At 63.5% G+C, this 22,932-nt stretch carries 23 protein-coding genes, 1 tRNA gene and 1 pseudogene; 8 read left to right on the top strand and 17 right to left on the bottom strand.

Annotation, left to right across the window (positions count from 1 at the left end; genetic code table 11):
• Position 1: 1 nt before the first annotated feature.
• The 3 genes from IEV82_RS15550 to IEV82_RS15540 all read right to left on the bottom strand — a co-directional run bounded on the left by IEV82_RS15550 (position 2) and on the right by IEV82_RS15540 (position 734).
• A complete protein-coding gene (locus IEV82_RS15550; protein WP_188482954.1) occupies positions 2–310 on the bottom strand; it encodes a DUF4389 domain-containing protein in 309 nt (102 codons plus the stop codon).
• A gap of 141 nt (positions 311–451) precedes the next feature.
• A complete protein-coding gene (ykgO, locus tag IEV82_RS15545; protein ID WP_109464916.1) occupies positions 452–577 on the bottom strand; it encodes a type B 50S ribosomal protein L36 in 126 nt (41 codons plus the stop codon).
• Positions 578–659: 82 nt separating this feature from the next.
• A tRNA-Val gene (locus tag IEV82_RS15540) sits at positions 660–734 on the bottom strand.
• 146 nt (positions 735–880) lie between these two features.
• Between IEV82_RS15540 and IEV82_RS15535 the strand changes: the two genes are divergently transcribed.
• A complete protein-coding gene (locus tag IEV82_RS15535; RefSeq protein WP_188482953.1) occupies positions 881–1,744 on the top strand; it encodes an N-formylglutamate amidohydrolase in 864 nt (287 codons plus the stop codon).
• 4 nt (positions 1,745–1,748) lie between these two features.
• Here the strand turns inward: IEV82_RS15535 and lpxK are convergent, their stop codons facing one another.
• The 5 genes from lpxK to IEV82_RS15510 form a co-directional block, all read right to left on the bottom strand.
• A complete protein-coding gene (gene lpxK, locus IEV82_RS15530) occupies positions 1,749–2,741 on the bottom strand; it encodes a tetraacyldisaccharide 4'-kinase (RefSeq protein ID WP_188482952.1) in 993 nt (330 codons plus the stop codon).
• Positions 2,738–3,961 carry a 3-deoxy-D-manno-octulosonic acid transferase gene (locus IEV82_RS15525; protein ID WP_229747861.1) on the bottom strand — a complete coding sequence of 408 codons (1,224 nt, stop codon included), beginning with the start codon at positions 3,959–3,961 and terminating at the stop codon, positions 2,738–2,740. Before IEV82_RS15525 ends, lpxK begins: the two co-directional genes overlap by 4 nt.
• A 7-nt stretch (positions 3,962–3,968) precedes the next feature.
• On the bottom strand, positions 3,969–4,205 hold the full coding sequence (locus IEV82_RS15520; protein ID WP_188482950.1) for a DUF4170 domain-containing protein: 237 nt from the start codon (positions 4,203–4,205) through the stop codon (positions 3,969–3,971).
• A 63-nt stretch (positions 4,206–4,268) separates the two neighbouring features.
• A complete protein-coding gene (locus tag IEV82_RS15515; protein WP_188482949.1) occupies positions 4,269–4,889 on the bottom strand; it encodes an enoyl-CoA hydratase/isomerase family protein in 621 nt (206 codons plus the stop codon).
• On the bottom strand, positions 4,886–5,638 hold the full coding sequence (locus IEV82_RS15510; protein ID WP_188482948.1) for an SDR family oxidoreductase: 753 nt from the start codon (positions 5,636–5,638) through the stop codon (positions 4,886–4,888). The genes IEV82_RS15515 and IEV82_RS15510 overlap by 4 nt, the downstream gene beginning before the upstream one ends.
• Positions 5,639–5,760: 122 nt before the next feature.
• On the opposite strand from IEV82_RS15510, the gene IEV82_RS15505 reads away from it, so the two are divergent.
• The gene (locus tag IEV82_RS15505) at positions 5,761–7,287 is read left to right on the top strand and encodes a DUF2125 domain-containing protein (protein WP_188482947.1); all 1,527 of its coding nucleotides are present in this window, start codon (positions 5,761–5,763) and stop codon (positions 7,285–7,287) included.
• A 31-nt stretch (positions 7,288–7,318) separates the two neighbouring features.
• On the opposite strand, the gene IEV82_RS15500 is transcribed toward IEV82_RS15505, so the two are convergent.
• Positions 7,319–8,572 carry a UbiH/UbiF/VisC/COQ6 family ubiquinone biosynthesis hydroxylase gene (locus tag IEV82_RS15500; protein ID WP_188482946.1) on the bottom strand — a complete coding sequence of 418 codons (1,254 nt, stop codon included), beginning with the start codon at positions 8,570–8,572 and terminating at the stop codon, positions 7,319–7,321.
• Positions 8,573–8,624: 52 nt separating this feature from the next.
• Here IEV82_RS15500 and IEV82_RS15495 point away from each other — a divergent pair, with 52 nt between their 5' ends.
• From IEV82_RS15495 to IEV82_RS23970, 5 genes are all read left to right on the top strand, one after another.
• Positions 8,625–9,953: an amidase gene (locus IEV82_RS15495; RefSeq protein ID WP_188482945.1), complete on the top strand. Its 1,329-nt coding sequence runs from the start codon at positions 8,625–8,627 to the stop codon at positions 9,951–9,953.
• A 122-nt stretch (positions 9,954–10,075) separates the two neighbouring features.
• Positions 10,076–11,266: an aminotransferase class I/II-fold pyridoxal phosphate-dependent enzyme gene (locus IEV82_RS15490; RefSeq protein ID WP_188482944.1), complete on the top strand. Its 1,191-nt coding sequence runs from the start codon at positions 10,076–10,078 to the stop codon at positions 11,264–11,266.
• An 11-nt stretch (positions 11,267–11,277) separates the two neighbouring features.
• The gene (locus IEV82_RS15485; protein WP_188482943.1) at positions 11,278–14,274 is read left to right on the top strand and encodes a DNA translocase FtsK; all 2,997 of its coding nucleotides are present in this window, start codon (positions 11,278–11,280) and stop codon (positions 14,272–14,274) included.
• Between the two features lie 161 nt (positions 14,275–14,435).
• Positions 14,436–15,023, top strand: coding sequence for a LolA family protein (locus tag IEV82_RS15480; RefSeq protein ID WP_188482942.1), 588 nt, complete (start codon positions 14,436–14,438; stop codon positions 15,021–15,023).
• Between the two features lie 7 nt (positions 15,024–15,030).
• Entirely contained in the window at positions 15,031–16,257 is a 1,227-nt protein-coding gene (locus IEV82_RS23970) for a flavin monoamine oxidase family protein (RefSeq protein ID WP_188482941.1), read from the top strand.
• A gap of 89 nt (positions 16,258–16,346) precedes the next feature.
• On the opposite strand, the gene IEV82_RS15470 is transcribed toward IEV82_RS23970, so the two are convergent.
• Positions 16,347–16,937: a transglycosylase SLT domain-containing protein gene (locus tag IEV82_RS15470; RefSeq protein WP_188482940.1), complete on the bottom strand. Its 591-nt coding sequence runs from the start codon at positions 16,935–16,937 to the stop codon at positions 16,347–16,349.
• 229 nt (positions 16,938–17,166) lie between these two features.
• On the opposite strand from IEV82_RS15470, the gene hspQ reads away from it, so the two are divergent.
• Complete coding sequence (hspQ, locus tag IEV82_RS15465; RefSeq protein WP_188482939.1) at positions 17,167–17,493, top strand: heat shock protein HspQ; 327 nt, start codon at positions 17,167–17,169, stop codon at positions 17,491–17,493.
• Positions 17,494–17,560: 67 nt separating this feature from the next.
• Here the strand turns inward: hspQ and IEV82_RS15460 are convergent, their stop codons facing one another.
• The 7 genes and pseudogenes from IEV82_RS15460 to IEV82_RS15430 all read right to left on the bottom strand — a co-directional run.
• Positions 17,561–18,604 (bottom strand): threonine aldolase family protein, encoded by a 1,044-nt coding sequence (locus tag IEV82_RS15460; RefSeq protein WP_188482938.1) that lies wholly within the window; start codon positions 18,602–18,604, stop codon positions 17,561–17,563.
• A complete protein-coding gene (locus tag IEV82_RS15455) occupies positions 18,604–19,077 on the bottom strand; it encodes a YcgN family cysteine cluster protein (RefSeq protein ID WP_188482937.1) in 474 nt (157 codons plus the stop codon). The genes IEV82_RS15460 and IEV82_RS15455 overlap by 1 nt, the downstream gene beginning before the upstream one ends.
• Positions 19,074–20,006 (bottom strand): bifunctional riboflavin kinase/FAD synthetase, encoded by a 933-nt coding sequence (locus IEV82_RS15450; RefSeq protein WP_188482936.1) that lies wholly within the window; start codon positions 20,004–20,006, stop codon positions 19,074–19,076. The genes IEV82_RS15455 and IEV82_RS15450 overlap by 4 nt, the downstream gene beginning before the upstream one ends.
• Positions 20,007–20,123: 117 nt before the next feature.
• Entirely contained in the window at positions 20,124–20,567 is a 444-nt protein-coding gene (locus tag IEV82_RS15445) for a MaoC family dehydratase (RefSeq protein ID WP_085628375.1), read from the bottom strand.
• Between the two features lie 103 nt (positions 20,568–20,670).
• Positions 20,671–21,543: a TIGR01459 family HAD-type hydrolase gene (locus tag IEV82_RS15440; RefSeq protein WP_188482935.1), complete on the bottom strand. Its 873-nt coding sequence runs from the start codon at positions 21,541–21,543 to the stop codon at positions 20,671–20,673.
• 93 nt (positions 21,544–21,636) lie between these two features.
• Positions 21,637–22,557 carry a manganese-dependent inorganic pyrophosphatase gene (locus tag IEV82_RS15435; protein WP_188482934.1) on the bottom strand — a complete coding sequence of 307 codons (921 nt, stop codon included), beginning with the start codon at positions 22,555–22,557 and terminating at the stop codon, positions 21,637–21,639.
• A gap of 103 nt (positions 22,558–22,660) precedes the next feature.
• A pseudogene (locus IEV82_RS15430) lies at positions 22,661–22,932 on the bottom strand (capsule biosynthesis protein); the annotation flags it as partial.

Raw genomic sequence — 22,932 nt, 5'->3', positions numbered from 1 at the left:
CTCAGTCGAGGTCGGTCCAGGGCCAGGGCTTCACGTTGCTGGCCGCAGTCTGGTAGCGGGCGGCCTTGGCGATCCAGATGCCAAGGTCGGTGCCGAATTCCGCGAGCCGCTCGTTCGGAGCCTTGTTGTTGACCAGCATGATGACGAACTGAATGACTGTCATCACCCCGAGGACCGTCTGCGCCACCGAGATCATGATCGCGATCAGGATCATGTAGATCAGCCGTTCGAGCAGGTTATCGGCCTTGTCTGGTTCGTGCTGTTCGCCGTTTAGCCGGCCTGACACCTTGTCTTCTTCGGAATGCGTCATGTCACTGTCCTTGACTGATCCATGCAGGTGACCAAAACCTACGGGATTCGTCGTCAGGACGCCAATGTCACTTGTGCCGGGAGCCAAAAACAAAAAAGCCGCCCTGAAGGGCGGCTTTCCTGCAAAATCTGCGATTTCCGCTCAGCCCTGACGGGCCTTGTACCGGCGCTGCGTCTTGTTGATGACGTAGACGCGGCCTTTACGGCGCACAACGCGGCAGTCGCGATGGCGGTTCTTCAGCGAACGAAGCGAGTTCTTGACCTTCATGTGGTCTCTCCTCTTATCGCGGCGCGCGAGCGCCCTCTTGGTTGCGGATGCCCCGAGCCGAAGCCCGAGACTGCGAATTCAATGGTGGGCGATACAAGGTTCGAACTTGTGACCCCTTCGATGTCAACGAAGTGCTCTACCACTGAGCTAATCGCCCTTTGACCCGGTTTGATTCACGTGCCCCAAATAAAAGGGGCGCGTCAAGCCGCGCCGGTGGAGCGGTCTATAAAAGGAGTCGGAACCGGGATCAAGGGCTTTGGTCACAGAAAAAATCAGTCTATGTATGGGACATACGGAGCGCCCATGCCAAAAGTTGCATACCACCTTGTCCAGCCTGAAGCCCACACCTCGCGGGTGGTGTTCGCGTCGCCGCATTCCGGCCGCGACTACAGTTGGAACTTCATGCGCTTCACCACTCTGGACGAGGTGACGATCCGGTCCTCCGAGGATGCATTCGTCGACCGGCTGTTCGATTGCGCCCCCCAATTCGGCGCACCGTTCATCAAGGCGGGCGCACCCCGCGCCTATATCGACCTGAACCGCTCTGCCGAGGAACTGGACCCCGCCCTCATCGAAGGTGTGCGCCGCCAGACCCACAATCCGCGCGTCGCGTCCGGGTTGGGCGTGGTGCCGCGCGTGGTGGCGAATGGCCGTCCGATCTATCAGGGCAAGCTGCCGCTGGCCGAGGCGGAACGCCGGATCGCGCAGTTCTGGCATCCCTATCACAGCCAGCTGCGCAAGCTGATCCAGCAGGCGCATGATCGCTTTGGCGAAGCGGTGCTGGTCGATTGCCATTCCATGCCGCACGAGGCGCTCGACGGTGTTGCGAAATCCACCGCGCGGCGTCCGCAGATCGTTCTGGGCGACCGCTTTGGTGCGTCTGCCAGTCAGGCGATTGTCGATCAGATCGAGGCCGCCTTCAGCGATGCCGGTCTGATCGTGGCACGCAACACGCCGTTTGCCGGGGCCTATATCACGCAGGCTTACGGGCGACCGTCGCGCAATCAGCACGCCGTCCAGATCGAGATCGACCGGTCGATCTACATGGATGAACGTACGATCCGGCCCAACGCCAATTTCCACAATTTCCGCAAGCTTCTGCGCAGCGTGATCGCCGAGATCGCCGCCACCGGGCAGGCCGAGGACATGCCGCTCGCGGCGGAATGATCGGTCAGTCGAACAGCTTGTGCAGAGCCTCTTTCAGCACAGTGTCATCCGACAGGCTCAGCCGCACGGGCAGGGTCAGCACCTTCATCCGGTAGCTTTGCGGCAGTCGCACCGCGTCCTTTTCCGTGGTCACCAGCTGCGCACGGGCGGCCTTCGCGTCTTTTTCCAGCCGCGTCAAAAGCGTGGGGGTCAGCGGTTGGTGATCCTCCAGCGCGCGGGTCTCGACGATCTCTGCCCTGAGGTCGCGCAGGGTGCGAAAGAATTTCTCCGGATGGCCGATTCCTGCGAAGGCAAGACAGCGCAGCCCTTTCCAATCCATCCCGGTCTGCAAGGGCAACAGCTGCCCTGTCAGATGAGGCAGGGGGATGTGATCGCGCCACATGCCCGCGAACTGCGCCTGCGCCTCACCCGAACCGATGGACAGCACAAGATCGGCACGCGCCATTGCCGCGCCCACCGGTTCGCGCAGCGGACCTGCCGGGATGCACCTGCCATTGCCGAAACCGCGCGCCGCATCGACCACGATCAGCGACAGATCCTTGGCAAGGCTCGGGTTCTGCAACCCGTCATCGAGGAGAATCGCCTCAGCGCCCGCCGCTTTGGCTGCCCTTGCACCCTGCGCCCTGTCCTTTGCGACCCAGACCGTGCCGAATGCCGCAAGAAGCAGCGGCTCGTCCCCGACCTGGTCGGCCGTATGACGGCGGGGATCGACCTGCAGCGGGCCTGCCAGAGACCCGCCATAACCGCGAGACACCACATGCGCCGCCTTGCCCATGTCCGACAGCATTTGCATCAACGCGATCACCGTGGGCGTCTTGCCGGTGCCGCCCGCGTTCACATTGCCGACGCAGAGCACCGGAACGCCCACGCGCATCGGCTTGCCCTGCCGCAACCGCCGCGCGGTCAGGGCTGCATAGACCGCGCCCAGAGGCGACAGCAACCGCGCCCGCAGACCCGGCGCATCCGGCGGGGCATCCCAGAAGACCGGGGGCCTCATCGCGTGGTCTCCAGCGAATCGAGCCATTCGTTGACCTGGCCAAGCACCAGATCGGCGGTTTCTGCCCCGGCAGAGACCACGTTCCATCCTGCATGCGCCATTGCCGCCGCACGGTCCGGCGCGATCAGGTGCGACACCGCGGCGCTGAGCGAGTCCATGTCCTTGACGATCCGGGCAGCCCCCGCCGCGACAAGCCGCGAATAGGCTTCAAGATGCCGCCCCACGTTCGGCCCGTAGAGAATCGCGGACCCAAGCGCCGCCGCCATCATCGGGGATTGCCCCCCGGTCTTGCCCGCCAGCGATCCACCCAGGAAACACAGCGGCGCCACGCGATACCACAGGCCCAGTTCGCTGTCGTCACCTGCCAGCAGAACCTGCGTGTTCTCGTCTGGCATCTCGCCATTCTCCCATCGGGCCAGTCTCAACCCGACCTCCAGACATTGCTCCGCGATGAACGGCTCGTCTTCCGGTTCGGCGGGAACGATCACCAGCAGCAGGCGATGCGCCAGCCGTGCCGCCCGACGGTGCGCGCGCAGAATAGCGTCTGCCTCGTCCCGTTGGACATTTGCGCCCAGCCAGACGGGCCGCCCGGCAAGGATCGCGGTCAGTTCCTCGTGCAGGCCATTGTGGCTCGACAGGGGAAACACCTCGGGTTCGAGCGGCGAGGCGACCTCGATCCGGTCATCCGGCACGCCGAGCCGTCGCATGCGGATTGCGGATTTCTTGTCCTGTGCAACGATCATGTGAAACAGGCTCAGCGCACCCGCCGAGGCATCGGGCAGAAACCGGCTTGACGGCTGCCGCCACGGCGCATCTGCGGCATCGGCCAAAAGCAGATGCGTGCCCGCCATTGCGGCCTCGTGGATCAGCGCGGGTCGCAACCCGTTGCCCGCCCAGACAAGAATGTCGGGCCGCCAATGATTCAGAAACCGGTGCACATCGCTCAGGGTTTCGGCAGGCGGTGCGCTGACTTTGTGGCCATCGAGCTCCAGCCCGTCGGACGGGATCGAATCGCAGGTCAGCAGCAACGTGAAGTCGTCGCGCTGACCCCGCAGGCGTTTGATAAGTGTCAGAAGGGTCTCGATCCGCGCCCGCGTGTCGCCATGCAGCCACAGGATCGGTCCCGACGGGCGGGAAGGCCATTGCGCGGCCTCGGCAGTCAGGCGGTCAGAGCCCCGTGCCAGCGCCAGATAGGCGGTCAGACTGAAGGGCCTGCGCACCAAATGGTCAGCCCTGTGCTTCCGGGTCCGACGTGCTCGCATCCATCAACTGCTGCAAATCCCCCACGAAATAACGCATATGGGCGTTGTCCACCGTGCGCTGTGCCTCGGTCTTCCATGCGTCATAGGCGGATTTGCGATCCGGGAAGATCCCGACGATATGGATGTTTTCCGGGTCCTTGAACACGTTCTCCGAGGGCGTCACCAGTTCTCCGCCGAAGACGATATGCAGATGCTGGGCCATGGGGCGCTCCTTCCTTGCTGCGGTGCGGCCAACCTAAGAAGCCGCCGTGTCGGGTCAAGGTGATTAGGTCAAACTCTGTGCAATCAGTCCCTTGATGGCGCGGGTATGCTCGGCGGTTGCGCCGCAGACATCTTCGGTCAGTGCGCGGGCACGGTCCATCAGGTCGTCAGGTTCCACGACCTCGTCGATCAGTCCCCAAGTAAGCGCCGCGTCGGTTTCGATCTTCTGCCCCGCCATCAGGATCATCTTGGCGCGAGACGGCCCGACAAGGGCCGCCAAGCGCGCCGGGTCCGATGGCTGCGGCAGAAAGCCCAGTTTCATCACCGGGTAGAACACCTTTGTGCCGGGCACCGCGATGCGCAGGTCGCAGGCCAACACCATCCCCATCGCACCCCCGGCGGCCGTCCCGTTCAAGGCGGCGATGGTCAGGCCGGGATGCCGGGCGATGGCACCGGACAACCGTTCCCAAAGCGGGCTGGTCGCAAGTCCCGCCCGCGCGGCCTCGAGATCGGCCCCGGCGGAAAACACCTTGCCCCTGCCGGTCAGGATCAGCGCCCGGCTGCTGCGCGCCTCCTCGACACCGACGCACAGCGCCTCAATCATGTCGGCGGTCAGCGAATTGGCCTTGTCCGTCCGGTCGATGGTCAGCACACAGAGCGCGCCATCGCTCTGAACCTCGATCACAGCAGACCCACCTTTTGGCGGATCGCCTCGTCCCTGAGCGAGATTTCCTCACCCAGATAGCCATCCGCGTCGGGGCTGCACATCCACAGCAGCGCCTTGGCGGGCCAATCGGCGGGGATGTGATCGGACCAGTCAAGCTGGCTCACCGGATTGATCCCGCTCGCCTTGATCTCGCGCTGCATCTGGGTGGCGACGGTGCCCGGAGACAGACCCATCGCGCGGATGCCCTTGTCGGCCATTTCCTTGTGCAGGCACTTGGTCAGCATCGCGGCCCCGGCCTTGGAGGCACAGTAATGCGACCACGCCTCGACCGGGCCATGCGCCGCACCCGAACTGACGGTCAGGATCGTGCCCCCGCCCGCCTCCTCCATCACCGGAAGCGCCGCGCGCATTCCGTGGAACACGCCCTTGAGATTGATGTCGATCACCTGCCCCCAACCATCGGGGTCGGCATCTTCCATCCGGGCGATGGGTTCGATCACACCTGCATTGTTGATCAGGATATCGAGCCCGCCGAACGCGGTGACGCAGTTCTCGACCGCCTGCGCCATTTCCCAATAGCGGCTGATGTCGCAGGGAATGGCCACCGCCCGTTCCCCGATCTCGCCCGCGAGATCCGCGATGCCGTCGGCCGTGCGCGCGATCAGCGCGACATTCGCACCTGCGTCGGCGAAAACCCGCGCGGACTCGGCGCCGATGCCACGGCTGGCCCCGGTGATGAGAACGGTACGTCCAGATAGATCGGTCATGCGATGCCCTCCGTTATGGTCACAGCAGTGCTACTTCGGACGTGACGCGGGGTCCACCCACTTGACCCTGCCGAACAGGAGGTTGAAGCTGGGATCGGGAATTTGACCTCAAGGAAATAATCATGCGCCGCATTACACGTCTGTCTTCCTGTTCCGCGCTGGCCCTTGCACTGGCCGGCGGACCCGCCTTTGCCGATCTCACCGCCGAGCAGGTCTGGGACGGTCTTGAATCCGCCATGCAGGGCTTTGGCTATTCCGTCGCCGCCACCGAAACCGCGACCAGCAGCGGTCTGGATGTGACCGATGTGGTGCTGCGGATCGTCGCGCCCGAAGAGAATTCGACGGTCGAAGTCACGATGGAGTCCATCGCGCTTGTCGAAAGGGGTGACGGTTCGGTGTCCATGACCTTTCCCGCAACCGTGCCGATCACCATCGACGCCGCGCCCGAAGGTGAAGAGGCTGTCAACATGGCCCTGACCTATACAAATGACGGCCTCGAAGTGGTCGTGTCCGGTGACCCGGGCAACATGACCTACGCCTACAACGCCAACCAGCTTGCCATCTCGCTGGCCGAGCTGACGGTCGACGGAACGGCGATTGGCCGCGAAGAGGCGCGGTTCGATTTCGTGATGGACGATGTGACCGGCACGACGATCACCGCCACGGCTCAAGGCACGCAGATCACCCAGAATGTGCAGGCGGCTGCGGCCAGCTATGACATGGCCTTCAACGATCCCGAGACCGATGAGGCGGGGCTGGTGTCGGGCGGAATGTCGGCGCTCTTTGTCTCCAGCGCGGCAAATCTTCCCGAAGGGTTCGATCCGAACGATCCGCAGAGCCTTGCCGCGGGTGGGTTTTCTGCCACCGGTGCGATGGGCTACGACAACGGCGAAATGCAGTTCGCGGCCACCGACAGCGCGGGGACGTCATCGGGCACCACCCAAAGCGGAACGGTGCGCCTTGAATTCGCGATGGATGGCAGCGCGCTGCGCTATGACGTGGCCGCGACCGATCAGGCGTTCAGCCTGTCGGGGCCCGAAGTGCCGTTGCCCATCAATGTGAGCATGGCCGAGAGCGCGTTCAAAATGACCGCTCCGATTTCCCGATCCGACGCGCCGCAGGATATGGCGCTGGGACTGACGCTGCGCGGGTTCGAAATGTCCGATCTTCTGTGGAACGTCTTTGATCCCGGTGCCGCTCTTCCACGTGATCCCGCGACGATCGCGCTGGACCTGACGGGTCAGGTGACACCTTTCGTCAACCTCTTTGACCCCGAGGCGATGGCCCGCCTCGACTCCACCGGGGACGTGCCCGGGCAACTGAACGCGCTGACGCTCAACGATCTGACCATCGAAGCGGCAGGTGCGAAACTTGGCGGCAGCGGGTCGTTCACCTTTGACAATGACGACCTGCAGACCTTCGGCGGCTTCCCGCGCCCCAATGGCGAGGTGAACCTGACGCTGGAGGGCGCGAACACGCTGATCGACAAGCTGATCGCGATGGGCCTGCTGACCAGCGAAGACGCCATGGGCGCCCGCATGATGATGAGCATGTTCGCCGTGCCGGGGGACAGCCCGGACAGCCTCAAGTCGTCGCTCACGGTCAACGAAGAGGGGCATGTGCTGGCCAACGGTATGCGGATTCAGTGACGGCTTTGGGTGGGTCTTTGACCCGCCCGCCTTACCCCGCCATCAAGTCCGGCAGCTCTCCGTTCAACCCGGCGGCTTCACGGATGAAGGTCCGCCGCGCCGCCGGGATCGCGTTGAGCGCAGCCATGCCAAGGTCACGCCCTGCACGCAGGATGGGGTTGTCGTTCGAAAACAGCCGGTTGAACGTATCCGTTGCGGTCAGCAGCGTGGCGGTGTCGAACCGCCGCCATTGCTCATAGCGCGCCAGAACCAGCGGGCTTGCGAAATCCTCGCCGCGCCGCACCGCGTGGCCGATCACATGCGCCAGCGCCGCGACATCGCGCAGCCCGGCGTTCAGCCCTTGCCCGGCAATCGGGTGCATCCCGTGCGCCGCGTCTCCCACCAGCGCCGTCCGATCCGCGATGAAGCGGTTCGCCATGGTCAGGCCCAGCGGATAGGTGAACCGTTCACCGGCAAGTGAAATCTCGCCGAGGAAATCCCCGAAGCGTGGCCGCAGCACGGTCAGGTACTGATCCTCCGGCAGGGCGTTGATCTCTTCGGCCAATCCCTTGCGCTCGCTCCAGACAATCGACGACCGGTTGCCGGTCAGCGGCAGGATCGCCAGCGGCCCGGCAGGCATGAAAAGCTGATGCGCCACGCCGCCATGCGGTTTCTCATGGGCAATCGCGCAGACCAGCGCGGTTTGCGGGTAATCCCACGCGGTGCGCCGGATGCCCGCGCGCTGACCGGTGCCGCTTTGCCGGCCATCCGCCCCGACGATCAGCTTGCCGCCAAGCACCTCGCCCGAGGCCAGTGTCACCGACGCGCCCGAGGCGCTGACCGCCTGATTCACCACCGATTCCCCGGCCAGATGCGTCACCAGAGGCTCCGCCGCCATCGCCTCCAGCAGCGCCCGGCGCAGATACCGGTCTTCGAGCATATGGCCCATCGGCCCTTCCTCGATCTCGGCGCTGTTGAAATGCAGGCCCAGAAACACCTCGGCATCGCCCGCGCGCCCGTCGCTGACCTTGATCTCGTTCATCGGCTGCGCGTTTGCCTTGAGCCCGTCCCACAGCCCCAAAGCGGTCAGCATCCGTACGGAGGCCAGTGCCAAAGCGTAAGACCGCCCGTCGAAATTGTCGCTGCGCCGCGCGCCTTCGGGGCGGGCGTCGATCACGGTGCTGGACAGGCCCGCGCGGGCGGCAGCAAGGGCCAGCATCGGGCCGTTCAGCCCCCCGCCGACGATCAGGATATCAGACGATGTGTTCATGGACCGAAATATGGAATTGCATGCGGGATTGTCCATGCGCTTCTGTGCCGCTACCGTCCGGCGAAACGACAGTGCAGGGAGACAGCACATGAGCGACTGGCAGGGCATGACAGCCGCCGATCTGGGGCGCAGTATCGACAAGGGCGAGATTGATCCGGTCGAGCTGACACAGGTCTTCCTCGATGCCGTCGAGGCGCATGAGCACGGCGACCGCATCTATGCCCGGATGACGCCAGATCGCGCGATTGCCGAGGCCACTGCCGCGCAGGAGCGTGCGCGTCTCAAGCTGCGCCGCTCTCCGCTGGACGGTGTGCCGATCAGCTGGAAAGACCTGTTCGACACCGCGGGCATTGCGACCGAAAGCGGATCGAAGCTGCTTGAGGGCCGCACACCCGATACGGATGCCGAAGTGCTGCAGGCGGCCACGCATCAGGGGCTTGTCTGCCTTGGCAAGACGCATCAGAGCGAACTGGCCTTTTCGGGTCTCGGCCTGAACCCCAAAACCGCCACGCCGCCGAATGTCCACAACCCCGACAATGCGCCGGGGGGGTCATCCTCGGGTGCGGCGGCCTCGGTTGCCTTCGGCCTGGCCCCCGCGGCCATCGGGTCAGACACCGGCGGGTCTGTCCGCGTGCCGTCCGGATGGAACGATCTGGTCGGCCTCAAGACCACCACGGGTGTGCTCAGCCTTCAGGGGACAGTGCCCCTGGCCGCGAGATTCGACACCGTTGGCCCCCTGTGCCAGTCGGTCGAGGATGCCGCGCTGCTGTTCGCCATCATGAAGGGCGAACCGGCGATCGACCTTGCGCCTTCATCCTTGCGCGGCACGCGGCTTGCCGTGCTGACCACCGTGGCGCTGGACGATCTGCGCGATGACCCGCGCAAGGGGTTCGACCATGCGGTGCAGCGCTTTCGCGAGGCTGGTGCCGAGATCGTGGACATCGCCATCCCCGAGGTGGCAGACGCGATCACGCTTGCCCCCATCCTCTACAGCTCCGAAGCCTACGGCACCTGGAAGGACGAGATCGAGGCTAATCCCGACGCCATGTTCGCCGAGATCCTCGCACGCTTCCGGTCGGGCAAGGATTTCACCGCTGCCGATTACGTCGCCGCGTGGCACAAGCTCGACGCATACCGCGTCACATATCTGCGCGCGACCGCCGGGTTCGACGCGGTGCTGTGTCCGACCTGCCCGATCCTGCCGCCAAACGTGGACCGGTTGATGACGGATAGTGACTATTATGTCACGGAAAACCTGCTGACTTTGCGCAACACCCGGATTGGAAACATGATGGGCCTGTGCGCCCTGACGCTGCCCACGGGCGTTCCCGCGTGCGGAGTGTCGCTCATGGCGGCCCCGCGCGACGAAAAAAGGCTGTTGCGGCTGGGTCTGGCGGCGGAAAAGGCGCTGTCCTGAGCATTGGCCTGAAAGCCACAACGCTCTGAACTCTACGCTGTTTTTCTGGACGCGCATCCCCTGCCTATGTAATTTGGCGTCAATGAGGGCGCGAACGACCCTCCATCTGAGGCAGTACTGGCATGTTTCCCGAGCGGTTCTCGAACCTTCCGGCTTATGCGTTCCCGCGTCTGCGCGCCCTGTTGGACGTGCACGAACCGGGCGGGCCGGTGATACACATGACGATCGGAGAGCCAAAACACGCCTTTCCGGCGTGGATCTCCGAGATCCTCCTGCAGAACATGGCCGGGTTCAACAAGTACCCTCCGAACGAGGGCACGCCCGAGTTGCGCGCCGCGATCCGCGACTGGGTGCAGCGGCGCTATGGTGTCAGCCTCGATGCCGACACGCAGATCATGGCGCTGAACGGCACGCGCGAGGGGCTGTACAATGTCGGCATGGCGCTGTGCCCCGAGACCAAGAATGGCGCGAAACCTGCTGTTCTGATGCCCAACCCGTTCTATCAGGTCTACCTGATCTCGGCCATTTCCGTGGCGGCAGAGCCGGTTTTCGTGAACGCCACCGAAGCGACCGGCCATTTGCCGGATTTCGAGGGCCTGTCCGAAGACGTGCTGAACCGCACCGCGTTGGCCTATATCTGTTCGCCTGCCAATCCGCAGGGCGCGGTGGCCGATCGTGACTATTGGGAACGCCTGATCGCGCTGGCCGAAAAGCACGATTTCCAGATCCTCGCAGACGAATGCTATTCCGAGATCTACCGCGACACGCCGCCCGTCGGCGCGTTGCAGGTGGCGCATGAGATGGGTGCCGATCCAGAACGCGTGGTGATCTTCCATTCGCTGTCCAAACGCTCCAACCTGCCGGGGCTGCGGTCGGGCTTCGTGGCCGGTGGGCCGGATTCGATGAAACGCATCCTGCAACTGCGCAACTACGCGGGCACGCCTTTGCCCCTGCCGCTTCAGGCGGTGGCCCAAGCGGTCTGGAACGACGAGGCGCATGTCGAGGAAAACCGCGCGCTTTATGCAGAGAAATACGCACTGGCTGACCGCATCCTGGGCAATGTGCCGGGCTACCGGTCACCCGAAGCGGGGTTCTTCCTGTGGCTGCCGGTCGAGGACGGCGAAGCGGCGGCGCTGAAGCTCTGGAAAGAAACCGGTGTCCGGGTGCTTCCGGGGGCGTACCTGTCGCGCGACACCGAAACGGGAAACCCCGGCCAGAACTATATCCGGGTCGCCATGGTGGCTCCGAAAGACGAAACAGAGCATGGCCTGACGCAGATCAGGGACTGCCTTTACGGCGGTGAAGACCAATAAAGAGGCGAAGGATGGCATATCAGGCGCGGGGGCGTGACCCCCTATTCGACAGCAACATGCAGGCTGCACTCGAGAAGCGGGGCAAGGAGCTCGGTGGCTTCGTGCTCATGGCGCTGGGGGCGATGGCCGCCGCGATGATCTATTCCTACTCGCCGCAAGACCCAAGCTGGCTGTCCGCCACCGATGCCCCCGTTCAGAACTGGTTGGGCCGGGCAGGGGCGTCGATTGCCGCACCGCTCTTCATGATCGTCGGCTGGGCAAGCTGGGGTCTGGCGCTGGTGCTCCTCGTCTGGGGCGCGCGTCTGGCGCTGCACCGGGGCGAAGAGCGCGCGCTGTCCTGCCTGATCTTCGCGCCGATCTGGGTGGCGCTTGCCGCCGTCTATGCCGCAGGCGTGCCCGAAACCACCGCGTGGACCCACAGCTTTGGTCTTGGCGGCCTGTTCGGGGACATGATGATGGGGTCGATCCTGACGATCCTGCCGCTGGGCACCACCTTCGGGCTCAAGCTGATGATGCTGCTTCTGGGCGGTGTCGTTCTGGTCATGGGCACTTTCGTTCTGGGCTTCACCAAGGTGGAGCTGAAGCGCCTTGCGCGGTTCCTGATCGTTGGCGTGATCATGGTTTATGCCACGCTGCTCTCGCTTTTGGGCAAGGGTGCGTCCGGCGCGTTGATCGCGGCCCGTGACCTGCAGGCCAAGACTGCCGAACGCCGCGCCCTGCGTGCGCAGGAAGAGGCCGAGGCCGCCGAGTGGGCCGCAGCGCAGGCGGCCGTGAAGGCGGAACCGCGTGTGACCCGCATCGCGCCCAAGGCGCCGCCCGCCTATCACGACGAAGACAGCCTTATCGACGATCCCTATGCCGCACCTGTACACGCGCCGCAGAAAACCGGGTTCCTGTCCAAGATGCCGTCGCTCATGCGTCGCGCCGATCCCGAACCCGAATTGGTCGAGACCTTTCCCCATGGCGATCTGCCCGACTCGCTGCCCGGTGATGACCGCGTGCGCGCAAAGATCGCGGATGCCATCAAGTCGCGCGTGCGCCAGAACCCGGCTTTGACTTCGGCCTTTGCCGCGCCGCTGACGAAGGGCCGGGGCCGCGGCCCCGATCCGCTGATCTTCAAGCCGACCGCATCCCTGCCACCGGAACCGCCCGTCACCGCCCGCGCCGCAGCTCCGCTGCGCGCAGAGCCGCCTGTCACCGCGCCAAGGGCCCCTACCTACCAGCCGCAGCCGCAGCCGCAGATTCAGCCACAGGTCCAACCGCTTTCGCAGGCACCGGCCTACGAGGATGATCCGGACAACATTTTCGACGACATGACCGATTGGGACGATTACGACGATGCGGCGCAGGCCTATGCGCCCGCGACATCCGCATCGATCCCCGTGCCCGAAGCCCGCAAGGTCGTCCAGCAGCCGCAACGCAAACCGCTCCAGCCCTCCAAGCGCGCACAGGAAGAAGCCCAACCGCGTCTGCGATTCGAGGAAAAGCAGGTGGATTACGACCTGCCGCCGCTCGGCCTGCTCATGGACCCGGTTAACATCGAACGCCACCACCTGAGCGACGAGGCGCTCGAAGAGAACGCCCGCATGCTCGAAGCGGTGCTGGACGATTACGGTGTGAAGGGCGAGATCGTGTCGGTTCGCCCCGGCCCGGTCGTGACCATGTACGAACTTGAACCCGCGCCGGGCCTCAAGGCGTCCCGTGTGATCGGTCTGGCCGACGACATCGCGCGCTCCATGTCCGCTCTGTCCGCGCGTGTCTCAACCGTGCCGGGGCGCAGCGTGATCGGCATCGAACTGCCGAACGAAAAGCGCGAGATGGTCAGCTTCCGCGAGATTCTCTCGACCCGCGATTACGGCGACGGCACGCAGAAACTGCCGCTGGCGCTGGGCAAGGACATCGGCGGCGATCCGGTGGTCGCCAACCTCGCCAAGATGCCCCACCTGCTGATCGCGGGAACGACCGGGTCCGGGAAATCCGTGGCGATCAACACCATGATCCTGTCGCTGCTCTACAAGCTGACGCCTGCCGATCTGCGCCTTGTGATGATCGACCCCAAGATGCTCGAACTTTCCGTCTATGACGGCATCCCGCACCTTCTGTCGCCCGTCGTGACCGACCCGAAAAAGGCGGTTGTCGCCCTCAAATGGGTCGTGGGCGAGATGGAAGACCGCTACCGCAAGATGTCCAAGATGGGTGTGCGCAACATCGACGGCTACAATGGCCGCGTCGCCGACGCGCTGTCGCGCGGTGAAATGTTCGAACGCACCGTGCAGACCGGCTTTGACGATGAAACCGGAGAACCGATTTTCGAATCCGAGGAACTGCAGCCGGTCAAGATGCCCTATATCGTCGTCATCGTCGACGAGATGGCCGACCTCATGATGGTCGCGGGCAAGGAAATCGAAGCCTGCATTCAGCGCCTCGCCCAGATGGCCCGTGCGAGCGGAATCCACCTGATCATGGCCACGCAGCGCCCGTCGGTGGATGTCATCACCGGCACGATCAAGGCGAACTTCCCCACGCGCATCAGCTTCCAGGTCACGTCGAAGATCGACAGCCGCACCATCCTTGGCGAAATGGGGGCCGAACAACTGCTGGGGCAGGGCGACATGCTCTACATGGCAGGCGGCTCCAAGATCATCCGTTGCCACGGCCCGTTCGTGTCTGATGAAGAAGTCGAGGAAATCGTCACCCATCTCAAGGCATACGGCCCGCCCGAATATGTCGGGGGTGTCGTGCAAGGACCGGATGACGAAAAGGCCGACAATATCGACGCGGTGCTTGGCCTCAACACCGGCGGCAACACCGACGGCGAAGACGCGCTGTACGATCAGGCCGTGGGCATCGTGGTCCGCGACCGCAAATGCTCCACCTCCTATATCCAGCGCAAGCTGGCCATCGGCTACAACAAGGCCGCGCGTCTGGTCGAGCAGATGGAAGAGGAAGGCGTCGTCAGCTCCGCCAACCATGTCGGCAAACGCGAGATCCTCGTGCCGGAGCAATAAGGCCGGATGGGTGCCGGGCAGTCGCCCGGCCTGCGCGGCGGCTGTCGGCGGGGCGACTGCCCGGCACGCCGCATCGGCAAAAATCCCCGCTGCTATCGCATAACACCGTGCGGCTTGCCATATAGGGTCAAAGACGACCCGAGCAGACAGGATCTTGCCCCATGCGATTCATCGCCATGTTGACCGCCCTCATGCTGACGGCCCTTCCGGCCGCAGCCCAGCAGCTTTCGCTGAACACGCTGTCCAACTACCTCAACCAGCTGACCAGTGCCGAATCCGCCTTCACCCAGATCAACGCCGATGGCACGATCTCGACCGGCACGCTCTACATGCGCCGCCCCGGCAAGATGCGCTTCGAATACAACCCGCCGGAACAGGCGCTGGTGATGGCCAACAATGGTGGGGTGTTCGTGTTTGATCGCAAACTGGGCGGCGAGCCCGAAACCTATCCGCTCAACCGCACTCCGCTGGGGCTGATCCTTGCGCGCAACGTGGACCTGAGCCGCGCCAACATGGTGGTGGCGCATGGCTTTGACGGCACCGCGACCACGGTGACCGCGCAGGACCCCGAAAATCCCGAATACGGCAGCATCGAGCTCAAGTTCACCAGTGATCCCGTAGAGCTGCGCCAATGGGTCATCACCGATGACAGCGGCGGGCAGACGACGGTGGTTCTGGGCGCGCTGGAGCGCAAGCAACTGGCCAACAGCCTGTTCAACGTCGAAATCGAACGCACTGCGAACCGTTAGGGAAGCGATGGATCGCCGACATCTCCTGACCACCGCTGCTGCTGCCGTCACGGTTGCTGCCAGCGCTCCCCACAGTGCACATGCGCAATCCCTGCCAGCCTTGACCGGGTATCTGCGCACCAACTGGAGCCGCGATCCCTTCAGCCATGGTGCCTATTCCTACATCGCGCGCGGCGCATCCCGAGCCGATGTGCTAGAACTGGGCCGACCCGTCGACAGCCTTCTGTTCTTTGCGGGCGAGGCCACGCATCCAGCCTACAACAGCACCGTGCATGCCGCCTACGAGAGCGGTCTCGACACGGCTGACGCGGTCGCGGAAACCGGGGCCAGAGCGGTTGCCATCATCGGCGCAGGCATCAGCGGCCTGACCGCCGCGCGCCGCCTTGCCGAAGCAGGGATCAGCGTGACCCTTTTTGAGGCGCGGGATCGAATCGGAGGACGCATCTGGACCGATCACAGCCTTGGCCTGCCGCTTGATCTGGGTGCGAGCTGGCTGCACGGGGATGAGGACAATCCGCTGGTGGCACTGGCCGCAAGCCGGGGCATGCGCAGCGTGGTCACCGACGACGATTACATCGCACGCGGGGCAGGGGGCCGCCGGCTGCGGGACCGCGATCTGCCGGACTGGTTCGAGGACGTGATGACAATCCAACAGGACTACGGCGCCAGCGAAAACCAGATCAACTGGTCCGCCTATGAGGATGACAGCGATTACGACGGCGACGACCGGCTCTTTCCCGGTGGTTATACCCGGATTCTCGGATCGGCGGACCCTGCCATTGATCTCCGGCTGGGCACAGAGGTGCGGTCTGTTCGCGCCCACGACGGATCGGTGCAGCTTGCCTCTGGGGCGGGATCTCTGGGTCGGTTCGATGCGGTGATCGTCACCGTCCCGCTGGGTGTGCTCAAACAGCAGCGCATCGCGTTCTCGCCGCCCTTGCCCGAGGCCAAGCAGATCGCGATCGACCGGCTGGGCTATGGGCTGCTCGACAAGCTGTACATGCAGTTCGACGAGGTGTTCTGGGACGCTGGGGCCACCTGGATCCTGACGCCAGAGACGGGCTTGCCACGGGGTCAGTTCAACCAGTGGCTCAATCTGGCGCCTGTGCTGGACGCGCCCGTCCTTGTTGGTTTCAACGGCGCACAGCCCGCACGCGATCTTGCCGGACTGTCAGACGAGGATATCCTGTCCCGCGCAATGCAGGTTCTGAGCGGCGCTTATCCTTCGCCCTGACGCGAATTTCGCAAATATTAACAAAACCTTAAAGGGTCAGTGCCCCTGTCCGAATGTTTCGCGCGCGAAACAATGGGGCCGGTCCGGACCTATGCCCGGACGCGGCAGCTTGCCAATTGCCGCTGGTACAGCACCGACCGGGCGGCAACCTCGTCGGCAACGCGCAGGAGCCAGGCCTTGCTGTTGTAGCTGCCGCGCGAAAACCCGGTGCGGCCTTCGTGATAGGCAAGGTACTGGTTGCGGGCATCCGCCAGTGAAATTCCAAGGCTGCGATTCGACTCGGCCATGTACCACCCCATGAAATCCGCGGCATCGCTGATGTCGTTGCGCCGCGCCCGGAACTTGCGCTGGTTGGTCTGGTATTCCTCCCACGTGCCGTTCAGCGCCTGGCTGTAACCATAGGCCGAGCTTTGGCGCCCTATCGGGATCACGCCCAGCGTATAACGGAACGGGGTTTGGATGTCGGACTGGAACTTGCTTTCCTGGTACATCGAGGCCATCTGCACATGCACCGGAACACCCCATTTGCGCTCGGCCGCACGGAACGCCCGCAGGTATCCGGGGCGCTGCTGCAGGATGGAACAGGCATCGTCGAGGTTACGGGGCGCCGATGTGCCGCTGCCGCCTCCACAAGAGGCCACCAACAGGACAATCACAAGGGCGCGAAAGAATCTGCTCATGGGCCTCTCGCTCTTTTGGTCGAAGCCGGTTATCCCGACTTTGGAATTTTTTGCAGTCTAGCGCAAAGGTGGCTTGGTGGAAATCACAATTGCTCGGGCTGGCAAGTCCCTGCCATGCCACGAAAAAACCTTGTGTCGAAATGCATCACAGACTGTTTCCCAAAAAAACGCCGCTACAATTGGACAATTTGTCCAAAATCAGGCAGGTATATGGCAACGGACAGGACTCATGATCAGACAACGCGCAAAATACAACATCGGCCAGGTCGTTCGCCACCGCAGACACCCGTTTCGGGGGGTGGTTTTCGACGTGGACCCTGAATTCAACAACACCGAGGAATGGTACGAGGCTATTCCCGAAGACAGTCGGCCCGCGAAAAAGCAGCCGTTCTATCATCTGCTCGCAGAGAACGAACAAAGCTTTTACGTCGCCTATGTCTCGGAACAGAACCTCATCGCCGATTACTCGGGTGAACCCGTCGAACATCCCGATGTGCCGGACCTGTTCGGCGCGTTCGAGGATGGCAGCTACGAGCTTCAGTTCCAGTACAACTGAACGATCTCTCTCGCTCCTGGTTTTGCAAAATTTAACGAGTCAGGGCTCCCGATCGGGAGCCCTTTTTTCATGCGGTGGTCAGCAGCGAAACAAAGCGGTCGATCTCGGCATCGGGGATCGACCAGTCGCAGACCAGACGCCCGCGCAGCAGCACGTCGGCATCGCCATTCAGCCCGCCGGACACATGATACTTCGCACCTGCCGCCTGCAAGGTCTGGTGCAGGGCACGGGGGGCGTTGAAAAAGATCATGTTGGCGGTGACATCGTTCACGATCTGCACATCGTTGCGCTTGCGGATCCCATCATGCAGATGCGCGGCCTTGTCATTGGCCCGCTGCGCCAGATCGTGCCACAGGTCGCCTCGCAGATAGGCCGCCATCTGTGCCGACAGGTATCGGTGCTTTGAAAAAAGATGCCCGCCGCGCTTGCGGCGCAGCTCGAATTCCCAGGCCTTGGTGGGATCAAAGAACACAACCGCCTCGACGCCCATGAGCCCGTTCTTGGTGCCGCCGAACACAGCGACATCGACACCCAGCTTCCAGGTCATCTCGGCCGGGCTGCACCCCAGCGAAACGGCGGCGTTGGCAAACCGCGCGCCATCCAGATGCACCGGCAGGCCATAGGATTTCGACACGTCGCACAGCGCCTTCAACTCGGGCAGCGTGTAGACATTGCCCATCTCGGTCACCTGCGTGATCGACACCGCGCCGCGCCGTGGCCCATGCACACCGCGGTTGCCCTGGCTTTCGATGGCGCGGGTCAGGGCATCGGGTGTCATCCGGTCGGCCCCTTCGACCAGCGTCAGCTTGGCGCCTCCGGTATAGAATTCGGGCGCGTTGCACTCGTCTTCCTCGATATGGGCCATTGGCGTGCAGAACACCGTGTCGAAAGGCTCGATCAGTGTCGCCAGCGCCAGAGCGTTCGCCGCCGTGCCTGTCGCCGCGAGATGGACCGCTGCCTCGGGCGCCTCGAACAGGTCGCGGATGCGCAGGCGCACCTCGTCCATCAGGGGATCGGCCCCGTAGCCCATCATGTGCCCGGTATTGGCTTCCGCCATGACGTCAAGCACGGCCTGCGGCACGGGTCCGCTGTTGTCGGAGGCAAAAAACATCAGGTGGGCTCCTCGATGATGTGGTCTTCCCAATCGTCCTCATGGACTTCGAATTCGGGCACAGTCGCGTTTCGCATCGAAACACCGGCGTCATGCACGGTTTCCGGCGTGCCCGAGATCAGCGGATGCCAGCTGTAGAGCGGCTTGCCCTCCCACAGCAGGCGGTACGCGCAGGTCTTGGGCATCCAGTAGGCGTGTTCGTCGATATTCGACGGCTTGAGCACGATGCATTCCGGCACGAACTGATGCCGGATCTCGTATTGCGCGCAGCGGCAGGTGCTGTCGTCGAACAACCGGCACGCCACGCGGGTCAGTTCCACTTGGCCGGTGTTTTCGTCTTCGAGCTTGTTCAGGCAGCACTTGCCGCAGCCGTCGCACAGGGCTTCCCATTCCTGCGGGTTCAGATCGGTCAGCGCCTTGCGTTCCCAGAACCGGGGGGCCAGACCTGTGCGCTTGATCGGATCGTTGCTCATAGCGCGGTCAGGATCGCGCGGGCTTGCAGGCAATCGGCCTCCATCTGGGTGATCAGCGCCTCGAGGCTGTCGAATTTCATTTCCGGGCGCAGGAAATCGACCAGCGCGACCGACACGGTGGCACCGTAGAGATCGCCGGTGAAATCGAACAAAAAGGTTTCCAGATTGGCGCGGTTTTCCCCGAACATCGGGCGCACGCCAATAGAGGACGCGCCGTGGTACGATCCGGCATTCGGGCCATCGAGCACATCGACCAGTACGGCATAGACGCCGAATTTCGGCGGGTGCAGCCCGTCGATCGACATGTTCGCGGTGGGATAGCCCAATTCGCGGCCACGCTGTTCGCCGCCGATCACCTCGCCTTCGATGCGGTGCCAATGGCTCAGCATGTCCGCCGCCAGACGCGGATTGCCGTCCGACAATGCGGCGCGGATCGCGGTCGAGGACACGGCCCCGGAGGTTCCGGTCACAAGCTCGGCCACGGTGACGCCAAAACCCATCCGTGCCCCGAACCGTTCGAGATCCGGGACAGTTCCCTTGCGACCCTTGCCGAAACAGAAATCCGCGCCGACCACGACATGGCGCAGACCCAGCCCGCCCACGATCACGTTCGCTGCGAACTCTTCGGGTGTCAGGTCGGCCAGTTGGGTATTGAAATTCAGCTCGTAAAGCACGTCGACACCCAGCTTTTTCAAACGGGTGGCGCGGGCATTGGCGCTCATCAACCGGAACGGCGGCGCGTCGGGCGCGAAATATTCGCGGGGATGCGGCTCGAAGGTGAGGACGCCCAGAGGCGCGTCCGGCAGCGCATCCCGCGCAAGCGCGATCACGGCCTGATGACCGGAATGCACGCCGTCGAAATTGCCGATGGCAACAGTCGCGCCCTTGTCGGCGTCAGCGACGAATTGATAGTCCCGCACGATCTTCATGGGCAGAGGGTTAGCGGGGGCGTGGGGGGGTTGCAATCCCCGGTCCGGCTTGGCGCGGGTGATTTTCCACCAATGGAAAATCGAGGATGCGTCGACGCATCCGCGCCGGTGACAGGCTCAGTCGAACTTGCGCGAGGGCGCGAGCACCTTGGCTTCGCCGATCAGCACCTTCTTGCCATCGACCGAGCAATGACAGTCGAGCGTCACGCGCCGCTTTGCGATGTCGATGTCGACCACCTTGACCTCGGCATACACCATGTCGCCGGGGCGCACGGGGGCCAGAAACTTGAGCGTCTGGCCCATGTAGACCGTGCCATGACCGGGAAGCTGTTCGCCGATCACGGCAGAGATCAGACCTGCGGTCAGCATCCCGTGGGCGATGCGGCCTTCGAATATGGTGTCCTGCGCGTAGTCGTCATCGAGGTGCACCGGGTTCCGGTCGGTGGAGATCTGCGCGAACATCTCGATATCCTGATCGGTCACCTGTTTGCGCAGGTGACGCGACATGCCCATTTCGATGTCTTCGATGCAGATCGTTCCGCGTGGCAGATTATCCAACATTTCGCACTCCAGTCCGGGGCTGCGGGTAATAAAAAACCACCGAACACGCCCAATCTGGCAACTTTATTACTTTGCTGACGCAGAAAAGCAAGCGGAATCTGCGTCAGCGCAGTTGTCCGATGGTATAGGTCGGGGACGCGTTTTCCCGCGCCAGGTAGGCGTTCAGCGCGTCGGCATCGGGTTGGTGCGACGTTAGTGTCTCTGCCGACGCCAGCCCGCCCGAAATGAAAAGGGAATCGATATCCTCGCCCATCGCGCCGTCGATATCTGTATGAACCCCGTCCCCGATGGCCAGCATCCGCGTTGGATCGGCTTCGATGTCCAAAGCGGCGATGCGTCTGCGGACAAGGTCGTAGATCGGCGGGTGCGGTTTGCCGAAATAGAGGCTTTCGCCCCCCATCTCTGTATAGAGCGCGGCCAGAGCGCCGGCACACCATTCGCGGACCTCGCCGCGATCGACCACGATGTCGGGATTGGCGCAGAGCAGCTTGAGGCCCTTGTGCTTGGCATACAGAAACTGAGGGCGGTTCACCGCCGGGTCGGCCAGGGGATCAAACGGCCCGCAGCACACGATGCCTTCCGCGTCTTCCAGATCGACGCGCTGGATGTTCACCGGATCGCCAATCAACTCCATCGGGTCGAAAAACGGCTCGTCAAAGGGCTGGCCCATGAACCAGACCTTCTCTCCTACCGCGCCCTGAAACATCGCTGCGCGGGCGCTGTCGCCGCTGGTGGCGATGCTGTCATAGCAGTCCTCGGGCACGTTCATGCGGACAAGCTGCTTGGCCACCTCCTGACGCGAGCGCGGCGCATTCGTGACCAGAACCACCGTCCCGCCACCCTGCCTGAAGCCCCGCAACGCCGCGACTGCCTCTGGATAGGCGGTGACGCCGTTGTGCACGCAGCCCCAAAGATCGACGAGCAGCACGTCATAACGATTGGCGATGTCGGCGAGGGAAGAGATGATCTGGGTCATGGCTGGTCTTTCCGGGAAAATATCGTGTCGGGGCACATGAAAAAGGGGATGCCGTCCAGCACCCCCTCATGATGGCTCAGGTTGCGCGCAAGATCAAAGCTTGAGGTTCGGGATGATCTGCTTCTTGCGGCTCATGATGCCGGGAAGGACCACGGTGTCGCCGGTGACGGTCGCGCCGAAGCTTTTCTCGGCCACCGTCCTTGTCAGATCGTTGGGGATCAGCATCGTCGCTTCCTCGTTCAGGATGTCGACCACGAAGAGCAGCACCTGATGCACGCCGTCCTCGGTTGCCACCTCGGGCATGGAGGCCATCAGGCTGTCCTTGCGGTCGAGCACCATCTTGGGGGAGGTGGTTTCGAGAACCGACACGCGGAACTTGGTGCCTTCGATCTCGTATTCCTTGCTGTCCATGCGCAGCAGTTCGGCGTCCGAGAAGGCCGAGACATTGGATTTCGCGGCGAACATTTGTGCGGCGAAGTCGGGGATCGACACACCCAGATCCTCTGCAAGGCTGTAGGCGATGGCCTTGTCTTCCTGCGTCGTGGTGGGCGAGCGGAATTCCAGCGTGTCGGACAGGATGCAGGACAGCATCGCGCCCTTGATCCCCGTGGGGGCCTGGGCCAGATCGTCGCCGATCATCTTCCACATGATGGTGGCGGTGCAGGCGACGGGTTCGATGCGGATCTCGATGGGGCCCTTGGTTTCAAGGCCGCCGACCAGCTTGTGGTGGTCGATGATCGCGCGGATGTCTGCGCTGTTGATCGCGGTGGGCAGTTCGGCGGGGTTGTTTGTGTCGACGATGACGACGGGCTGATCGGCGGCGACGTCCGAGATGATCTCGGGCTTGTCGAGCTTCCAGTGGTCGAGCATGAACGCCGCTTCGGTGTTGGGTTCGCCGAGCAGGACGGGCTTGGCGTCCTCGCCCTTGATCTGGTTGAGATACCACGCCCAGATGATCGGGCTGCCGGTGCTGTCTGTGTCGGGGGACTTGTGTCCGAAAACGAGGGTGGTCATTGGGGCCTCTGCTCTGCCAAAATCGGGTCGCGCGCCTTATAGGACGCGCGATCCGCATTGTCACCCGTGTCCTTCGCACCTGCAGCAAACTGGGGTCTTTGCCCTAGTTGGCGACCTGCTCTCTGAGGATGGAGGCGGTGAGGGAGATGAGCAGGTAGATGCCCGAGAAGACGAGGAAGGTGAGGAGGGTGTTCTCGAAGGCGCGGGGGTAGCTGGGGTCCTGGGAGGGCAGGGGGTAGACCGAGGTTGTGAGGTAGCGGGCCTGGCTGTCGGCGTCGCGGCGGGCCTGGTCGAGGCGTTCGAGGGCGGCGGCCAGCATCATGTCGCGGGTGGCCAGATCGGCCTCGGCGAGCTGGATCTGCACGGCGGTTTCGG

Origin of the sequence: Marivita lacus, assembly GCF_014637725.1 — a bacterium.
GTDB classification, from domain to species: Bacteria; Pseudomonadota; Alphaproteobacteria; order Rhodobacterales; family Rhodobacteraceae; genus Marivita; species Marivita lacus.
The sequence above is the reverse complement of the archived record's forward strand: the minus strand, read 5'-3'. Positions and strand labels throughout refer to the sequence as shown.